This window comes from Pseudomonas pharyngis (assembly GCF_021602345.1).
Lineage (GTDB): Bacteria > Pseudomonadota > Gammaproteobacteria > Pseudomonadales > Pseudomonadaceae > Aquipseudomonas > Aquipseudomonas pharyngis.
Window position 1 is genome coordinate 1 of record NZ_BQID01000025.1, and the last position, 14,808, is coordinate 14,808.

11 protein-coding genes are annotated in these 14,808 nt (G+C 61.6%); 7 read left to right on the forward strand and 4 right to left on the reverse strand.

Annotated features, from left to right (window positions below):
* Positions 1 to 387 precede the first annotated feature (387 nt).
* The 7 genes from L6D74_RS28475 to L6D74_RS28505 all read left to right on the forward strand — a co-directional run bounded on the left by L6D74_RS28475 (position 388) and on the right by L6D74_RS28505 (position 10,245).
* On the forward strand, positions 388 to 1,548 hold the full coding sequence (locus L6D74_RS28475; RefSeq protein WP_236191437.1) for an efflux RND transporter periplasmic adaptor subunit: 1,161 nt from the start codon (positions 388 to 390) through the stop codon (positions 1,546 to 1,548).
* Positions 1,545 to 4,646, forward strand: a complete 3,102-nt coding sequence (locus tag L6D74_RS28480) for a multidrug efflux RND transporter permease subunit (RefSeq protein ID WP_011335856.1) — start codon at positions 1,545 to 1,547, stop codon at positions 4,644 to 4,646. The genes L6D74_RS28475 and L6D74_RS28480 overlap by 4 nt, the downstream gene beginning before the upstream one ends.
* Before the next feature lie 8 nt (positions 4,647 to 4,654).
* Positions 4,655 to 5,332, forward strand: a complete 678-nt coding sequence (locus L6D74_RS28485) for a heavy metal response regulator transcription factor (protein ID WP_011335857.1) — start codon at positions 4,655 to 4,657, stop codon at positions 5,330 to 5,332.
* Positions 5,322 to 6,686, forward strand: a complete 1,365-nt coding sequence (locus L6D74_RS28490) for a heavy metal sensor histidine kinase (protein ID WP_085649191.1) — start codon at positions 5,322 to 5,324, stop codon at positions 6,684 to 6,686. The genes L6D74_RS28485 and L6D74_RS28490 overlap by 11 nt, the downstream gene beginning before the upstream one ends.
* 210 nt (positions 6,687 to 6,896) lie before the next feature.
* Complete coding sequence (locus tag L6D74_RS28495; protein ID WP_039766234.1) at positions 6,897 to 7,118, forward strand: hypothetical protein; 222 nt, start codon at positions 6,897 to 6,899, stop codon at positions 7,116 to 7,118.
* Positions 7,119 to 7,314: 196 nt separating this feature from the next.
* The gene (locus tag L6D74_RS28500) at positions 7,315 to 8,631 is read left to right on the forward strand and encodes an OprD family porin (protein WP_236191439.1); all 1,317 of its coding nucleotides are present in this window, start codon (positions 7,315 to 7,317) and stop codon (positions 8,629 to 8,631) included.
* Positions 8,632 to 8,739: 108 nt separating this feature from the next.
* Entirely contained in the window at positions 8,740 to 10,245 is a 1,506-nt protein-coding gene (locus L6D74_RS28505) for a sensor domain-containing diguanylate cyclase (protein ID WP_236191440.1), read from the forward strand.
* A 131-nt stretch (positions 10,246 to 10,376) separates the two neighbouring features.
* Here the strand turns inward: L6D74_RS28505 and lpxC are convergent, their stop codons facing one another.
* The 4 genes from lpxC to L6D74_RS28525 all read right to left on the reverse strand — a co-directional run bounded on the left by lpxC (position 10,377) and on the right by L6D74_RS28525 (position 14,806).
* Positions 10,377 to 11,288 (reverse strand): UDP-3-O-acyl-N-acetylglucosamine deacetylase, encoded by a 912-nt coding sequence (lpxC, locus tag L6D74_RS28510; protein WP_007956752.1) that lies wholly within the window; start codon positions 11,286 to 11,288, stop codon positions 10,377 to 10,379.
* Between the two features lie 112 nt (positions 11,289 to 11,400).
* Positions 11,401 to 12,597, reverse strand: coding sequence for a cell division protein FtsZ (ftsZ, locus tag L6D74_RS28515; protein ID WP_007956754.1), 1,197 nt, complete (start codon positions 12,595 to 12,597; stop codon positions 11,401 to 11,403).
* Between the two features lie 67 nt (positions 12,598 to 12,664).
* On the reverse strand, positions 12,665 to 13,924 hold the full coding sequence (gene ftsA / locus L6D74_RS28520) for a cell division protein FtsA (protein ID WP_007956755.1): 1,260 nt from the start codon (positions 13,922 to 13,924) through the stop codon (positions 12,665 to 12,667).
* A 15-nt stretch (positions 13,925 to 13,939) separates the two neighbouring features.
* Positions 13,940 to 14,806, reverse strand: coding sequence for a cell division protein FtsQ/DivIB (locus L6D74_RS28525; RefSeq protein ID WP_039766241.1), 867 nt, complete (start codon positions 14,804 to 14,806; stop codon positions 13,940 to 13,942).
* Positions 14,807 to 14,808: the final 2 nt, after the last annotated feature.

A 14,808-nucleotide genomic window follows, 5' to 3' on the forward strand; every position in this document is an offset into this window, starting at 1 on the left:
TCCGGGGGTGGGAGCGCAGCGACCGTGCGGCGCAGCCGCATGCATCGAGAGGAGGTGCAGCGAAGCAAACCGTAGGCGATGCCCCCGGATGAATCCCGGAACGAAGGAACACCGAGCCACAGCGAGGCGCCGAACGCAGGGGCCAAGACCTTTGGTTACTTTGGGGCGTTTGCCAAAGTGACCCGCTGTAAGAGCGGAACCGCCAGCGGAAACACCCGAAGAAACGGATATTCACCCAAACCCAAAACAGCATGGTCGGCCCAAAGGCCGCCAAGTCAAAGCCCGAAACTGACAGCGCCGTCAGCTAGCCGTCACCCTCCTGACCCCCAAACAAGTTTATAAAGAACCAACCTGCCCAAACCACGTCCCCCCTGGCGCCCCACAAGCATGCAAATCCAGAAGAAAAAGGCCCTGCTCGCCACCCTGCTGATCGCCCTCGCAGCAGCCGGCCTGTGGTATGCGATAAAACCCGCACCGGCCAAACTCGCCGCCCCGACTGCGATCCCGGTCAGGGTCGTCGCCGTCAGCGAAAAAGACGTCCCCCGCTACACCAGCGGCATCGGCTCGGTCCTCTCACTGCACAGCGTCGTGGTGCGCCCACAGATCGACGGCATCCTCACCAAGCTGTTGGTCAAAGAGGGCCAACTGGTGAAACAGGGCGACCTGCTCGCCACCATCGACGACCGCTCGATCCGCGCCAGCCTCGACCAGGCCCGGGCGCAACTGGGCGAAAGCCAGGCGCAACTGCAAGTCGCTTTGGTCAACCTCAAGCGCTACAAACTGCTCAGCGTCGACGACGGCGTATCGAAGCAGACCTACGACCAGCAACAGGCACTGGTCAACCAGCTAAAGGCCACCGCCCAAGGCAACCAGGCCTCGATTGACGCGGCACAGGTACAACTTTCCTACACCCAGATTCGTTCCCCGGTCACCGGTCGCGTCGGAATTCGCACGGTCGACGAAGGCAACTTCCTGCGCATGACCGACACCCAGGGTCTGTTCACCGTGACCCAGATCGACCCGATCGCCGTCGAGTTCTCCCTGCCCCAGCAAATGCTGCCGACCCTGCAAGGCCTGATCAGCGACCCGCAGCGCGCGCAGGTCAAGGCCTACATCGGCGCCTACACCGACGGCGAAACCGGCAACCTGCTCGGCGAAGGTCACCTGACCCTGATCGACAACCAGATCAACGCCAACACCGGCACCATCCGCGCCAAGGCCGAGTTCGACAATCCCAACCAGAAACTCTGGCCGGGCCTGCTGGTGACGGTAAAGATTCAGACAGCGCTGGATAAAGACGCGCTGGTGGTCCCGCCCACCGTCGTACAACGCGGCCTCGATCAACACTTCGTGTACCGGGTCAACGGCGACAAGGTTGAAGCCGTGCAGGTGCAAATGGTTTATCAGGGCAGCGGCCAGGACATCATCAAGGGCGTGAAACCCGGCGACGTATTGGTCAGTGACGGCCAGTCGCGGCTCAAGCCCGGTTCGACCGTGCAGGTCATGAGCGAACCGCCGCAGGTGGTGCAAGCGGAGCCCAAGCCATGAAGCAGCACAAAGGCGTTTCGACCTGGTGCATCGATCACCCGGTGGCGACGATTCTGCTGACCATCGCGCTGGTGCTGGTCGGGGTGATTGCCTTCCCGCGCCTGCCGATTGCCCCACTGCCGGAAGCGGAATTTCCGACGATCCAGGTCTCCGCCCAACTGCCCGGCGCCAGCCCCGACACCATGGCTTCTTCCGTGGCCACGCCGCTGGAGGTGCAATTCAGCGCCATCCCCGGCATGACCCAGATGACCTCCAGCAGTGCGCTGGGCTCCACGTTGCTGACCCTGCAATTCACCCTCGACAAGAGCATCGACACCGCCGCCCAGGAAGTGCAGGCCGCGATCAACACCGCCGCCGGCAAACTGCCGAAAGACATGCCGACCCTGCCGACCTGGAAGAAGGTCAACCCGGCCGACAGCCCGGTGCTGATCCTCAGCGTCAGCTCCACGCAAATGCCCGGCACTGAACTCAGCGACCTGGTGGAAACCCTGCTTGCGCGTCAGATCAGTCAGATCGACGGTGTAGGCCAGATCAACATCACCGGTCAGCAACGTCCGGCAATCCGCGTACAGGCCTCGGCCGACAAACTGGCGGCCATCGGCCTGACCCTCGCCGACATTCGTGTGGCGATCCAGCAGACCAGCCTCAACCTCGCCAAGGGCGCCTTGTACGGCGACTCGAGCATTTCCACGTTGTCGACCAACGACCAGTTGTTCCACCCCGAGGAATACAGCCAGCTCATCGTTTCCTACAAGGACGGCGCCCCGGTTCACCTCAAGGATGTCGCCAAAGTCGTCAACGGTTCGGAAGATGCCTACGTGCAGGCCTGGGCCGGCGATCGACCGGGGGTCAATCTGGTGATCTCGCGCCAGCCCGGCGCCAACATCGTCGAAACCGTCGACCGGATTCAAGCCGCCCTGCCCGGCCTCGAAGCCATGCTGCCGGCCTCGGTGCAGGTCAAAACCCTGATCGACCGCACCCAGACCATCCGCGCCTCGCTGCATGAGGTGGAAATCACCCTGCTGATCGCGATCCTGCTGGTGGTGGCGGTCATGGCGCTGTTCCTGCGCCAGTTGTCGGCGACGATGATTGTCTCGGCGGTGCTCGGCGTGTCGCTGACGGCCAGTTTCGCCTTGATGTATTTGCTCGGTTTCAGCCTGAACAACCTGACCCTCGTGGCCATCGTGGTGGCCGTGGGCTTCGTGGTCGACGATGCCATCGTGGTGGTGGAAAACATCCACCGTCATCTGGAGGCCGGCGACAGCATGCGCGACGCCGCGATCAAGGGCGCCGGCGAGATCGGTTTTACCGTGGTGTCGATCAGTTTCTCGCTGGTGGCGGCGTTCATTCCGCTGCTGTTCATGGGCGGCGTGGTCGGGCGCTTGTTCAAGGAATTCGCCCTGACGGCCACCTCGACCATCATGATTTCCGTGGTGGTATCGCTGACGTTGGCGCCGACGCTGGCGGCGCTGTTCATGCGCAAACCGGTGCATCACGCCCATGACAAACCGGGCTTCAGCGAACGCCTGCTCGGCTGGTACGAAAAAGGCCTGCGCCGCGCCCTCGCTCACCAGAAATTGATGATCGGCGTGTTCGGCATTTCCGTCGCACTGGCGATTGGCGGCTACGTGTTTATCCCCAAGGGTTTCTTCCCGGTGCAGGACACCGGTTTCGTCCTCGGCACCACCGAAGCCGCCGCCGATATTTCCTACAGCGACATGGTGAAAAAACACCTGGCGATGGCCGAAATCGTCGCCGCCGACCCGGCCGTGCAGGCGTTTTCCCATTCGGTGGGCGTGTCCGGCAGCAACCAGACCATCGCCAACGGTCGCTTCTGGATCGCCCTGAAAAAACGCGGTGACCGCGATGTTTCGGCCAGCCAGTTCATCGACCGCATTCGTCCGCAACTGATGAAAGTCCCCGGCATCGTGCTTTACCTGCGCGCCGGCCAGGACATCAACCTCAGCTCCGGCCCGAGCCGTGCGCAGTATCAATACGTGCTCAAGAGCAACGACGGGCCGACCCTCGCCACCTGGACCCAGAAACTCACCGAAAAGCTGCGCAGCATCCCGGCGTTCCGCGACATTTCCAACGACCTGCAACTGGGCGGCAGCATCACTCACATCAGCATCGACCGCAGCGCCGCCGCGCGTTTCGGCCTGACCGCGAGTGATGTCGACGAGGCGCTGTACGACGCCTTCGGCCAGCGGCAGATCAACGAGTTCCAGACCCAGGTCAACCAGTACAACGTGATCCTGGAACTGGACACCAAACAGCGCGGCAAGGCTGAAAGCCTCAACTATTTCTACCTGCGCTCACCGTTGAGCGGAGAAATGGTGCCACTGTCGGCGCTGGCCCGATTCGACGCGCCGACCATCGGCCCACTGTCGATTGCCCACGACGGCATGTTCCCGGCCGCCAACCTGTCCTTCAACCTGGCGCCCGGCGTGGCATTGGGCGACGCGGTGATTTTGCTGAATCAGGCCAAGGCCGAGATCGGCATGCCGACCGCGATCAGCGGCAACTTCCAGGGTGCGGCGCAGGCGTTCCAGAGTTCGCTGAAAAGTCAGCCGTGGCTGATTCTCGCGGCGCTGGTGGCGGTGTACATCATTCTCGGCGTGCTCTACGAGAGCTTCGTCCATCCGCTGACGATCATTTCGACCTTGCCAGCGGCGGGTCTCGGCGCGGTGATCATGCTGTGGATCTGTGGCCAGGACTTTTCGATCATGGCGCTGATCGGGCTGGTGCTGCTGATCGGTATCGTGAAGAAGAACGGCATCCTGATGATCGACTTCGCCCTGGAAGCGCAGCGTCATCGCGGCTTGTCGCCGCAGGATGCGATTTTCGAGGCATGTATCACGCGGTTCCGGCCAATCATCATGACCACCCTCGCCGCCCTGCTCGGCGCCCTGCCACTGATGCTCGGCTACGGCACCGGCGCCGAACTGCGCCAGCCGCTGGGGATCGCAGTGGTGGGTGGCCTGCTGGTCAGCCAGATGCTGACGCTGTTCACCACGCCGGTCATATACTTGTGGCTCGAGCGGCTGTTCCACAAGCCCAAACCTGCGCCCGTCGCGGCGCTGGCAACGACAGACTGAGGCGGGTCATGCGCGTTCTGATTATCGAAGACGAAGAGAAAACCGCGGACTACCTGCACCGCGGCCTGACGGAACAGGGTTACACCGTGGATCGGGCCCGCGACGGCGTCGAGGGCCTGCACCTGGCACTGGAAAGCGACTACGCGGTGATCGTCCTCGACGTGATGCTGCCGGGCCTCGACGGCTTCGGCGTACTGCGCGCATTGCGTGCGCGCAAGCAGACGCCGGTGATCATGCTCACCGCCCGCGAGCGGGTCGAAGACCGGATCCGCGGCCTGCGCGACGGCGCCGACGATTACCTCGGCAAACCGTTCTCCTTCCTCGAACTGGTGGCGCGCCTGCAAGCGCTGACCCGGCGCAGCGGCGGCCACGAACCGGTGCAAGTGAGCATCGCCGATCTGTGGATCGATCTGATCAGCCGCAAGGCCACCCGTGCCGGCACCCGGCTGGATCTGACGGCGAAAGAGTTTTCACTGCTCAGCGTGCTGGCCCGGCGCCAAGGCGAAATCCTCTCGAAAACCGCGATTGCGGAAATGGTCTGGGACATTAATTTCGACAGCGACGCCAACGTGGTCGAAGTCGCGATCAAGCGCCTGCGCGCCAAACTCGACGGGCCGTTCGACGAGAAACTGCTGCACACCATCCGGGGCATGGGTTATGTGCTGGAGAGCCGTGGTGTCCAGTAACTCTATCGCGCTGCGCTTGAGCGGGATGTTCACGCTGGTGGCGCTGCTGGTGTTCCTGTTGATCGGCGGCGCGCTGTATCAACAAGTGGACAAAGGCCTGGGCCTGCTGCCGGAAGCGGAACTGGATGCACGTTACAGCGTGCTCGAATCGGCGCTCAACCGCTATGGCACCCCCGAGCACTGGGTGAAGATCAACGCCAAGCTCAAGCTGCTCGGCGAAGAAGACAAGCGCATCCGGTTCTGGGTGGTCAGCGGCAATCCGGGCTATGAATTCGGCGAGCCCGATGTCTCGATCCGCGCCTTTGCCCAAGGCCCGCTGGGCATGCGCGACCTGCAACTGCCCGACCATCCCTATCCGCTGAAAGTGCTGCTCACCGAACTGCCGGCCAAGGATCAACGCCCGCCGCTGCGCTTCATGATCGGCATCGACACCGAGACCTTTCACCAGACCCAGCATCAGTTGCTGATCGCGCTTGTGAGTCTGGCGGTGATCGGCGTGCTACTGGCCTCGGCGTTGGGTTACTGGGTGGCGCGAATCGGCCTCAAACCGCTGATCAAACTGTCCCACGAAGCCCAGCGGCTGGCACCGCCGTTGCGGGCCGGGCGTCTGCGACTGTCGCCGTTGCCGCCGGAACTGGAGCAGTTCGTCGACTCGTTCAACTCGACGCTGGAGCGGGTTGAGCAAGCCTATTCGCGGCTCGAATCCTTCAACGCCGACGTCGCCCATGAACTGCGCTCGCCGCTGACCAACCTGATCGGCCAGACCCAGGTCGCCCTGACTCGCGGGCGCTCGGCCGAGCATTATTTCGAAGTGCTGCAATCCAACCTCGAAGAACTGGAACGCCTGCGTTCGATCATCAACGACATGCTGTTCCTGGCCAGCGCCGATCAGGGCAGTAAGGCCACCAAACTGACGTCGACTTCGTTGGCCGATGAAGTGGCAACCACTCTCGAATACCTCGATTTCATCCTTGAGGATGCGCAGGTCCAGGTTCGGGTAAGCGGTGATGCGCAGGTGCAGATCGAGATCGCTCATCTGCGCCGGGCCTTGATCAATCTGTTGAGCAACGCAGTGCAACATACCGCGCCGGGACAGGTGATCGAGGTGCAGATCACGGTCGAGGAACATCAGGTCAGCATCGGCGTGGCCAACCCCGGCTCCCCGATTGCCAGCGAGCATTTACCGCGCTTGTTCGAGCGTTTCTACCGGGTGGATGCGTCGCGCAGTAACAGCGGCAACAACCATGGCCTGGGGCTGGCGATCGTCAAGGCGATTGCGCTGATGCATGGCGGGGATGTGTTTGTGCGCAGTGATCGCGGAATGAACACTTTCGGGATTCATTTGCCGGTCTGACCCCACCCCTCATCGTTCCCCACGCTCTGCGTGGGAATGCGGCCCGGGACGCTCCGCGTCCCTCTCAAGCCGAGCCCGGAAACGACCTCCCCCGCTGATCTTTGCTTCTGCTGTAACAGTCATTTATGAAAATCACGCTGTTTCACAACGCCCGGCAACCTTATCTTTGCCCGCACCAAACAGCACTTGCCAAGCAAGAAGGTTTTCAAGATGTCCAACAGTATGGGTATTGCCAGCGCTTTCGTTTTGTCCTCATTGATCCTGTCGCCGATGGCGATGGCTGAAGAATCCCAGACGTTTGTAGCGCAAAACGCCGCTCGCGCTCACGCATTCGAACAGCATCAGGCAGAAGTGATGGCCAAGGCTCAGGACGCTACGCAAGCCCCGCAGGCCTTAAATTCTCAGGCTCAAGCCTCCGAGAAAGACAGCTGAGTCGCGCACTGCGCATCGTTTCCCTCGACGCGGTTGTTTGGCTCTTCCCGTTCAACCGTCGTCCTTGCAGGCCGCTGATTTTCAGCGGCCTTTTTTCGTTGTGGTCTGAAAGCTGTCTGGTACGTCTTTAACAACTGGAAACATCCCGCACCTCATGACATTGAAGTGTCAGTTGACCCAAGGAGCTTTACCGCACGTGCGTTACCCAGTTCGCGTCACCCCGCTGTTCATTGCAATTGCCGCAACGATTGCCCCCGCCGCCCATGCTGCCGAAGCCGAGCAGCAAGGTTTCGTCGAAGGCTCGAGCCTGAACCTCAATGCCCGCAACTACTACATGAACCGCAACCGTCTGCAGCAGACGGACGACAACATCGAGTGGGGCCAGGGGTTTCTCGGCAAATTCGAGTCGGGCTACACCGAAGGCACGGTCGGCTTCGGCCTCGATGCCCACGCCATGCTCGGTCTGAAACTCGACGGTGGTGGTGGTACGGACAATTCCAGCATCCTGCCGGTCAGCGACGGCAGCGGCAAAGCGCCGAGGTCGTTCTCCACGGCGGGCGCCACCCTGAAAATGCGGGCGTTCGATACCGAGTTGAAGGCCGGCGACCTGTTCCTTGCCAACCCGGTGATCGCCGGTGGCGAGACGCGCATGCTGCCGCAGACCTTTCGCGGCCTCAGCCTGACCAATCACAGCTTCGACGGCTGGATGATCGAAGGCGGCCAGGCCAGCTTCACCAAGCCCTACAACCAGAGCGGGCACAAACGCATCGGCACCTCTTACAGCACCCTCGCCGACGGCGACAAGAGCCAGCACCTGAATTGGGCCGGCGTGGCCTGGAGCGGCGTCGAAGGCCTGACCAGCAGCCTGTATGCCTCCGAGTTGAAGGACATCTGGAACCAGTACTACTACGACCTCGACTACACCTGGGCACTGAATGACCGGGTGACCCTCAACCCGGGCCTGCACTTCTATCACACCCAGGACACCGGCGACGCGCTGCTGGGCAACATCGACAACAACACCTACAGCCTGCATTTCACCGTGGGCATCGGCAGCCACAGCGTTACCGCCGCGTATCAGCGGGTCAACGGCAACACGCCGTTCGATTACATCAGCCAGGGCGACAGCGTCTACCTCGACAACTCGCAGCAGTACTCGGACTTCAACGGCCCGAACGAGCGCTCGTGGAAACTCAAGTACGCCTACGACTTCGCCGGCGTCGGCCTGCCGGGGCTGACCTCGTCGCTGTCCTACTCACGCGGTACGCTGGACCTGACCAAGGCCGATCCGGACAGCAAGGGTTACGCCTCGTGGTACAGCGCCGAAGGCCGCAACGCCAAACACTGGGAGCGCGACATCGACCTCAAATACGTGGTGCAGAGCGGCCAGGCCAAAGACCTGGCGGTATGCCTGCAATGGGCGACCAACCGCGGCGGCAACGGTTACGGCGCAATCGATACGGACACCGATGAATACCGTGTGATCATCGACTACCCGATCAACGTCTTCTAAGATCGGCACTGCGATAAAAGGCCAGCCTGACGCGCTGGCCTTTTTCTTGCCTGTGGCAGCGAGCGGGTACAACTACGCTTAGAAGAACCCCCAACCGAAAACCGGACCATGATCGCGAGCCGCACCCCTACCGTTCCCGGCACGACCGGACGCTCCGAGCTGCTGTTGATCTCAGGCAGCCTGCTGAGCGTAATCGCGATTGTCTGCATCGTCACGTTCCTGCTGATCCGTGAACGCGCCAACGCCCAGGAATCGGCCACCCGTGGCGCCACCACCATCGCCCAGTTGATCGACGCCGATGTACTGCGCACCGTCGAGCTGTATGACCTGACGCTGCAAGGGCTGATCGCCGCCGCCCAGCGTGACGACCTGAAAGACGTGTCGCCGCAGATCCGCCATCTGGCGTTGTTCGACCGCTCCACTACGGCGCGCTTCAAGGGCGACATCCTGTTGCTCGACAAGTATGGCGAGGTGATTGCCGACTCCTCGCGGGTCGATCCGCTGCCGGGCAATTTCGCCGACCGTGACTACTTCCTCGCCCACGCCTTCAACCGCGACACCGGCATGTTCATCAGCCGTCCGTTCAAACCCCGCTGCGACTGCGATGACGCGGACCAGTGGCGGATCAGTTTCAGTCGGCGCATTTCTTCAGACACCGGTGAGTTTCTGGGCGTGGCCGTGGCGTCGATGAAGCTCGATTACTTCGATCAGTTGTTCAACAGCCTCGACATCGGCATCGACAGCACTCTCAACATCATCAACAACGACGGCATCCTGCTGGCGCAGAAGCCTTATCTGCAGAGCGACTCGATCGGCAAGAGCTTTGCCGCCCGGCCCAATGTGGTGCGGATTCTGCGCGACAACAACGGCAATGGCAGTTTCAACAGCATTTCGAGCATGGATTATCAGCAACGGCTGTACACCTATTCGCGGGTCGGCAATCTGCCGCTGACGGCAATCGTTGCCCTGTCCAGCGAGGAAGTGTTCGGCGCGTGGCGACGCACGGCGATCCTGATCAGCGGCGCTACCGGCGTGTTGTGTGCCGGTCTGCTGTGGCTGACCTGGCTGCTGGCCCGGGAGCTGCGCCTGCGTCAGCGGGCCGAACATGAACTGGCACAGCTCGCCGCAACTGATGCCCTGACCGGCGTCGCCAACCGGAGGATGCTCGATCAGTCACTGCGCCACGAGTGGTTCCGCGCCCAGCGCTCGGGCAAGCCGCTTTCATTGCTGATGATCGACGCCGACCACTTCAAGGCCTTCAATGACCGCCACGGGCATCAGGCCGGAGATCAGGCGTTGCGTGAACTGGCCAGGGTGATCACCGCCAATGTGCGGCGTCCGGCGGATCTGGTGGCTCGGTATGGCGGTGAGGAGTTTTCGGTGATCCTCGCGGAAACCGACAGTGCCGGGGCGCAGCAGATCGCCGAACACATTCGTACAGCGGTGGAGCAATTGCCAAGCCTGAATCAAGACCAGTCACCGATGACCGTGAGCGTCGGTATCAGTACCTGGACGGCGACGAGCGAAATCAGTCTGGAGCAGCTGTTGTTCGCGGCAGACAAGGCGTTGTATCAGGCCAAGGAAGGTGGGCGAAACCGGGTCGTCGTCGCTTGATGGGGGTTTTGGCCTTTCTGGCCTCATCGCTGGCTTGCCAGCGATGAGGCCGGTACAGCCAATGCAAAACCTGCGGGCATAAAAAAAGGCCACCCAAAGGTGGCCTTCAAAAAACTAGAGAGGTTTTTTACTTACACCGCCGCAACCGGGCGCATGTAAGAGATTGGTGCAGTGCTGGCGTCTTCGAACGTCACGACTTCCCAGGCATCTTTCTGCTCAATCAACTTGCGCAGCAGCTGGTTGTTCAGTGCGTGGCCGGACTTGAAGCCCTTGAACTCACCAATCAGGCTGTTGCCCAGCAGGTACAGGTCGCCAATCGCATCGAGGATCTTGTGCTTCACGAATTCGTCTTCGTAGCGAAGGCCGTCTTCGTTCAGTACGCCATCGGCATCGACCACGATCGCGTTTTCCACGCTACCGCCGAGTGCGAGGTTGTGCTTGCGCAGGTACTCGATGTCACTCATGAAACCGAAAGTACGGGCGCGGCTGACTTCTTTTACGAACGAAGTGCTGGAAAAATCCACGCTTGCACTTTGGGTGCGGTCCCGGAAAACCGGGTGATCGAAATCGATCTCGAAGCTCACCTTGAACCCTTCGAAAGGGACGAAAGTGGCGCGCTTGTCGCCGTCTTCCACTGTCACTTCACGCAGGATGCGGATGAATTTCTTGGCGGCGTCCTGTTCTTCCAGGCCAGCCGATTGAATCAGGAATACGAAAGGTCCTGCGCTGCCATCCATGATCGGGACTTCAGACGCGGAGAGCTCGACGTAGGCGTTATCGATGCCCAGGCCAGCCATGGCCGAGAGCAAGTGCTCCACCGTGTCTACCTTCACGTCACCGTTGACCAGCGTCGTCGACATGGTTGTCTCGCCGACGTTGGCCGCGCGAGCCGGTATCTCGACAACCGGATCGAGATCGGCACGACGAAAGACGATCCCGGTATCGACAGGTGCAGGCTTGAGGGTCAGGTAAACCTTCTCCCCGGAGTGCAGACCTACACCGGTGGCACGGATAATATTTTTCAGTGTGCGTTGTTTAATCATGGCATGGGCCGCTTCAGCGCAAATTGCGAACTGGTATCAACAAAGGCTGGCGATGATAGCAGACCGAGCCTTTGCTGAACACCAATCACCTGAATACCCCTGATACATTTCATCAATCGGCCTGACGACGCAGGAAAGCCGGGATGTCCAGGTAGTCCAGGTCATCTTGCGGATTCATCTTCGCGGCAGTCGCAGCACCGGCCTGAGCCTGGTTGCGCATGACGGTCGGACGGTCCAGGTCACGGTAATTCACCGCTGGCTGCTCCTGACGAGCGGGTGCCGGTTGCTGTACCTGAGCAGCGGCCATCGAGGTGTGAACGGTGTTGTCGATGACCTTCACAGGCTTCTCGATTTTCGCGCCCAGACCGGTGGCAACCACGGTCACGTGCAGTTCGTCGCGCATGTCCGGATCGATAACGGTACCGACCTTGACCATCGCGTGCTCGGAAGCGAAGGCTTCGATGATCGAACCCACATCGGAGTACTCACCCAGGGACAGGTCAGGACCGGCAGTGATGTTCACCAGGATGCCGCGTGCGCCTTGCAGGTTCACGTCTTCCAGCAGCGGGTTGCGGATGGCCGCTTCAGTGGCTTCACGTGCACGGTTCGGACCGCTGGCGCAGCCAGTGCCCATCATCGCCATGCCCATTTCGCTCATCACGGTACGTACGTCGGCGAAGTCGACGTTGATCATGCCCGGACGCTTGATGATGTCGGAGATACCGCGAACGGCACCGGCCAGTACATCGTCAGCCTTGGCGAAAGCCGACAGCAGGCTTGCGTCCTTGCCGAGGATGGTCAGCAGTTTTTCGTTCGGAATGGTGATCAGCGAGTCGACGCTTTCCGAGAGCATGCGGATGCCTTCGTCGGCGATCTGCATACGCTTGCGACCTTCGAACGGGAACGGACGAGTCACGACCGCAACGGTCAGGATGCCCATTTCCTTGGCCACTTCAGCGATGATCGGCGCCGCACCGGTACCGGTACCGCCGCCCATGCCGGTGGTGATGAACACCATGTTGGTGCCGGCCAGCACTTCAGCGATGCGCTCGCGATCTTCCAGCGCAGCCTGACGGCCGACTTCCGGGTTGGCGCCGGCGCCCAGGCCTTTGGTCACGCCGGTGCCCAGTTGCAGAATGGTGCGCGCGCCAATGTTTTTCAGCGCTTGAGCATCGGTGTTGGCGCAGATGAATTCCACGCCTTCGATGTTGCTCTTGACCATGTGATTGACAGCGTTGCCGCCGCCACCGCCAACACCGATAACTTTGATTACCGGGCTTGCGGGGATGTTGTCTACGAGTTCGAACATTTTCCCTCTCCTTACATTCTCTAGTTTTTTCGCCTACTGCTGTTTGTTGCGGTGCTGCGGTAAAGCTTTAGAAGTTGCCTTGAACCCACTTCTTCAAACGGTCCAGCAACGGCGCCTGCGGCTCATCGTTGCTGTAGCTGTCGCGGCTGCCGATGCCCGAGAACGAGATCCCGTCGGACTGCTTTTGCAGGCCGTACATCAACAAGCCAACGCCAGTGGAATAAATCGGGTTGCGTACCACGTCATCCAGACCTTTCACGCCGTGGGGCACGCCCAGGCGGACCGGCATGTGGAAGATTTCTTCCGCCAGTTCGGTGGCGCCTTCCATCTTCGACGTACCACCGGTCAGCACGATGCCGGCCGGGATCAGGTCTTCGTAGCCGCTGCGACGCAGCTCGGCCTGGATCAGGGTGAACAGTTCGTCGTATCGCGGCTCGACCACTTCGGCCAGGGCCTGACGGGACAGTTCGCGCGGCGGACGGTCGCCGACGCTCGGCACCTTGATGGTCTCGCCGGCGCCGGCCAGTTTGGCCAGGGCGCAGGCGTAGCGGATCTTGATCTCTTCGGCGTACTGGGTCGGGGTGCGCAACGCCATGGCGATGTCGTTGGTCACCTGGTCGCCCGCAATCGGGATCACGGCCGTGTGGCGGATCGCGCCTTCGGTGAAGATCGCGATGTCGGTGGTGCCGCCGCCGATGTCGACCAGGCACACGCCCAGCTCTTTTTCGTCGTCGGTCAGGACCGAGTAGGCCGAGGCCAGTTGCTCGAGAATGATGTCGTCGATTTCCAGACCGCAGCGACGCACGCATTTTTCAATGTTCTGTGCGGCGTTGACGGCGCAGGTGACCACGTGAACCTTGGCCTCCAGACGCACGCCGGACATGCCCAGCGGCTCGCGCACGCCTTCCTGGTTATCGATCACGTAATCCTGCGGCAGGGTGTGCAGCACACGCTGGTCGGCCGGGATCGCCACCGCCTGGGCGGCGTCGAGTACGCGCTCCAGGTCAGCCGAGCTGACTTCGCGATCACGAATCGCGACGATGCCGTGGGAGTTCAGGCTGCGAATGTGATTGCCCGCCACGCCGACGAACGCCGAGTGAATGCGGCAGCCCGCCATCAGTTGGGCTTCTTCGATCGCGCGCTGGATCGACTGCACCGTGGACTCGATGTTGACCACCACGCCTTTCTTCAGGCCGCGGGACGGATGAGTGCCGATCCCGACGATTTCCAGCGAGCCGTCGTCCGCAACCTCGCCGACCAGCGCCACCACCTTGGAGGTGCCGATATCGAGACCGACGATCATTTTGCCGCTTTGCACGTTTGCCATGGGTCCTGCCTCTTCTTAATTCTTTGCGACAGCGGGTTGGGCTGTCGTCGGCGCTACTGGTTCCCGCCAGCCAACAGCGAGGCCGTTGGCGTAGCGCAGATCGATGCGCGCAATGTTCGTAATCTGTTCTTTGAGCGTCTTGTCATAGATGGCAATGAAGCGGCGCATCTTTTCCACCAGGTTACCGCGTCCCAGCAGCAGCTCGATCCCGGGGCCGGAACTGCCGGCACCGGTGGTCAGGAACCAGCTGCCGCGTTCACGCAGCTCCAGCCGCGCAATCGAGAAGCCCAATGGCCGGAGCATCTGGCTCAGCACCTGGTATTGCTGCATCACTTGCTGCTGGGCCCGCTGTGGACCGAACAGCTGCGGCAGGTGTTCGTAGTTCGCCAGTTCCTTGGGCGTGAACGCCTGGCCCTGGTTGTTGAGCAACGACTCGTCGCCCCAACGGGCCACCGGCAGTTGCTCTTCGAGGCGGATCACCACCTGGTCCGGCCACACTCGACGTACTTCGGCGTGGGCGATCCACGGCATCTGCTCAAGCTCCGTGCGCATGCTCGCCAGGTCGATGGTGAAGAAGCTCGACGCCACGTACGGGGCGATCCGCTGCTGCACCGCTTGCTGACTGATGTAACTCAGGTCGCCCTGCACCGCGATCTTGGTGATTGGCCGGTCGGCGTACGGCAGCAGACGCTGTGCGCCTTCGTAAGTGCCGAACCCCAGAGCCACCAGCAGCACCGGCCAGAACAGACCTTTCAAAAAGCCGAAGTTGGCTTTTGGCAGGCGCGCGGACATCGGCTCTTTGGCCACCATTCGGCTGGCACCCCGCGGCACCGGCTTGCGACCGGGTGCGGGTGGCTGATGTCTGAGATGAGCGCCTTGCATGG